We start from the raw sequence: 3,083 nt of genomic DNA, 5'->3' as shown, positions 1-3,083 counted from the left end.
TGCTCAGCGCACCGGCCCCCGCCCCCGTGGTGAGCGCGCAGGACAACCGCCCGGCGCCGGTCGCGGTGATCGCTTCGCCGCCCGAATACCCGCCCGCGGCAGACCCGGGTACGCCGCCCGCCGCCGCGCCATCGGGCCCGGTCGTCATCGTGAACGCCCCTCCGCCGCCGTCGGTGTGGGTGCCGGTGCAACCACCGCAGTTGCCGCCGCTGCCTTCGCCCCCTAAGCTGCCGGCGCCGCCCAAGCTGCCGCCGCCACCGGCGCCGCCGCCGCTGTGCCTGCCTCCGCACCACCTTGTGCAGGGCGTCTGCAAATGACTGCCGGCGGGGCCCACCCATCACCTCCGCGGTCGGCTCACCCCAGCCACGCCCCCACCGTCGCGCGGACCCGTCATCCATTGACCGTCCCCGTAGCGCGCCGGTCACGCCGTGCGGCAGGATGGGGAACGTCGCCTTGTAAAGAGCTCGCGGGGAGTTAGCTTGTTTCACCATCGTGCGCACCGTGTCGTGTGCCCGGCGGCGCATTGCGCCCGGAAGGCGACCGACTAGTGCCGGTGCGTCGGCACCCTTACTTCGCATACGGCTCGAATCTGTGCGTCAGGCAGATGGCGCTGCGCTGTCCGGACGCCGCCGACCCGCGGCCGGCGGTCCTGTCCGATCACGACTGGTTGATCAACGAGCGGGGAGTCGCCACCGTCGAGCCGTTCGCAGGCAACCAGGTGCATGGCGTGCTCTGGCAGATCTCGAGCGACGACCTGGCGGTCTTGGATAGCGCAGAAGGCGTGCCGGTGCGCTACCGGCGCGACCGGCTGACCGTCCATACCCACAACGGGCCGGCGCCGGCCTGGGTGTACATCGACCACCGGGTGACTCCTGGGCCGCCGCGACCGGGGTATCTGCCGAGAGTCATCGACGGTGCCAGGCACCACGGGCTGCCGCAACGGTGGATCGACTTCCTTCGCCGCTGGGACCCCGCGCGCTGGCCTCGCCCCCCCTTCGCCAATACTCCAGGGCCACAATCTCTTTCGGAGTTATTGAGGCTGCCGGGGGTAATCGAGGAAAGCTCCTTGCGATCGCGCTTCGGGTTCCTCGCCATCCACGGCGGCGGCCTCGAAGAAATGACCGACGTCATCGCTGAACGGGCCGCCCGGGATGCCGACGCCTCCGTGTACCTGCTGCGTCATCCTGACCGCTATCCGCACCACTTACCGTCGGCCCTTTACGATCCGGACGAGTCGCCACTGCTGGCCGAGTTTCTCGATCATGTCGACGTCGCGGTGTCGCTGCACGGTTACGGGCGCATCGGGCGCGGCACGCAGCTGCTGGCCGGCGGGGGTAACCGCGCACTGGCCGCCCACCTGGCCCGGCATATCCAGCTGACCGGTTATCAGGTAGTCACCGACATCGACGACATCCCGCGGGAATTGCGGGGCCTGCATCCGCACAACCCGGTCAATCGGGTACGCGCAGGGGGGACTCAGCTGGAACTCTCGGCGCGCATCAGAGGTCTCAGCCCGCGCAGCCCGCTGCCCGGTGCCGACGGCCTGTCGCCGGTTACCACCGCCCTGGTGCGGGCCTTGGCGGCCGCCGCGCGTTCCTGGTAAAACTGTTTTTCGATCGGAGGTCGTTGGTGGACAAGGAGTTTCGCTTCGGGCTGAGCATGCGCTTCTTCAAATCGCGGTCGGCGCTGATTGACAAGGTGAAGCGAGCCGAAGATCTTGGATACCACATCCTTTGCGTGCCCGACCATCTCGGCGCGGCGGCGCCGTTCCCGACGTTGACCGCCGCGGCGATGGCCACCACCAGGATTCGCCTGAGCATGTATGTCCTCAATGCGGCGTTCTACAAGCCGGCACTGCTCAGCAGGGATCTCCAGGCCCTCGACCTGCTCAGCGACGGCCGGCTCGAGGTCGGGCTCGGCACCGGCTACGTGCGGGAGGAGTTCGAGGCCGCCGAACTGCCGTATCCCAGCGCCGGTGCCAGGGTCGACCATCTAGCGCACATGACGACCTACCTGAAGGAGCATCACCCGACGACGCCGATCCTCATCGCCGGCAACGGCGATCGGGTGTTGACGCTGGCCGCCTGTCACGCCGACATCATCGGCCTGACCGGCGCCAGGGTGCGCGACGTCGAAGACCCACTGGCGGAACGCATCCAGTTCGTCCGCGCGGCCGCAGGGGACAGGTTCGATCCGCTGGAGCTGAACATGGTGATCACGGCGATGCCGCCCGAAGGCGAGACCGCGCCCGACTTGAGAATGACCCGCCAATACGCACCGGACCTGTCCGACGAGCAGTTGCTGTCTATGCCATCCGTGCTCAGCGGGTCTCCCCCCGAGATGGCCGACACTCTCCGCGGACTCCGCGAAAAGTACGGGCTCACCAGCTTCACCGTGCAGGACAACAACCTCGACGCCTTCGCTAAGGTCATCGCGGAGCTGCGGTGAGCGGATCGCCGCCAGCGATCCGGCGGTCGGTTCTGCCGGTAAGCTCAGCGCGTCCGCCCTCGTAGCTCAGGGGATAGAGCACGGCTCTCCTAAAGCCGGTGTCGCAGGTTCGAATCCTGCCGGGGGCACCCGTATTTCCGCAGGTGAGCGAGATTTTTCGAGAGTCGTATTACTGGTGATGGCGTGGTCTGGTCGGTGCGTGGTCGGTGACTGTGTGGCATCAGATGACGCGCCCAGGTCGTCGATGGTCAATCGCGCGGCGGCGTCGAGTCGGGAAGCGATGTCGTCCAGGTCCGTCGGAAACAGACCCGCGTAATGGTTTAGCGTTGTCGCCGCTGATTCGTGACCGAGCAGACGCGCGACCGCGACGACCGACGCCCCTTCCTGAATGGCCAGCGATGCGGCGGTGTCGCGCAAGTTGTGTGGAGTGATACCGAGCCCCAGAGCCTCAACCGCCGGATTAAACACGTCGCGCCGCCAGTTACGGTTGCGCAGCGGTGTGCCGGTTACGGAAGGAAAGACCAATCCATCTGGGTTACACCGGATTTTGTAGTCGACGAGTGCTTCAGAGACCACCGCCGGGATTGGAACCGTGCGCGCCTGGTGGTTCTTGACTGGTGACAACTCGCCGCGGG

At 67.2% G+C, this 3,083-nt stretch carries 2 protein-coding genes, 1 tRNA gene and 2 pseudogenes; 4 read left to right on the top strand and 1 reads right to left on the bottom strand.

Going from position 1 to position 3,083, the window contains the following annotated elements; genetic code table 11:
* The 4 genes and pseudogenes from JO059_RS02420 to JO059_RS02405 form a co-directional block, all read left to right on the top strand.
* A pseudogene (locus tag JO059_RS02420) lies at positions 1-317 on the top strand (hypothetical protein); the annotation flags it as partial.
* Positions 318-547: 230 nt separating this feature from the next.
* A complete protein-coding gene (locus JO059_RS02415) occupies positions 548-1,603 on the top strand; it encodes a poly-gamma-glutamate hydrolase family protein (RefSeq protein ID WP_293314498.1) in 1,056 nt (351 codons plus the stop codon).
* Between the two features lie 26 nt (positions 1,604-1,629).
* The gene (locus JO059_RS02410) at positions 1,630-2,448 is read left to right on the top strand and encodes an LLM class F420-dependent oxidoreductase (protein ID WP_293314496.1); all 819 of its coding nucleotides are present in this window, start codon (positions 1,630-1,632) and stop codon (positions 2,446-2,448) included.
* 55 nt (positions 2,449-2,503) lie between these two features.
* Positions 2,504-2,576, top strand: a tRNA-Arg gene (locus JO059_RS02405).
* A 190-nt stretch (positions 2,577-2,766) separates the two neighbouring features.
* On the opposite strand, the pseudogene JO059_RS02400 reads toward JO059_RS02405, so the two are convergent.
* A pseudogene (locus JO059_RS02400) lies at positions 2,767-3,072 on the bottom strand (site-specific integrase); the annotation flags it as partial.
* Between the last annotated feature and the right edge of the window lie 11 nt (positions 3,073-3,083).

Origin of the sequence: Mycobacterium sp., from assembly GCF_019247615.1 — a bacterium.
Taxonomy (GTDB): domain Bacteria; phylum Actinomycetota; class Actinomycetes; order Mycobacteriales; family Mycobacteriaceae; genus Mycobacterium.
Note: the sequence above shows the minus strand (reverse complement) of the source record. Positions and strands in the feature narration are given on the sequence as shown.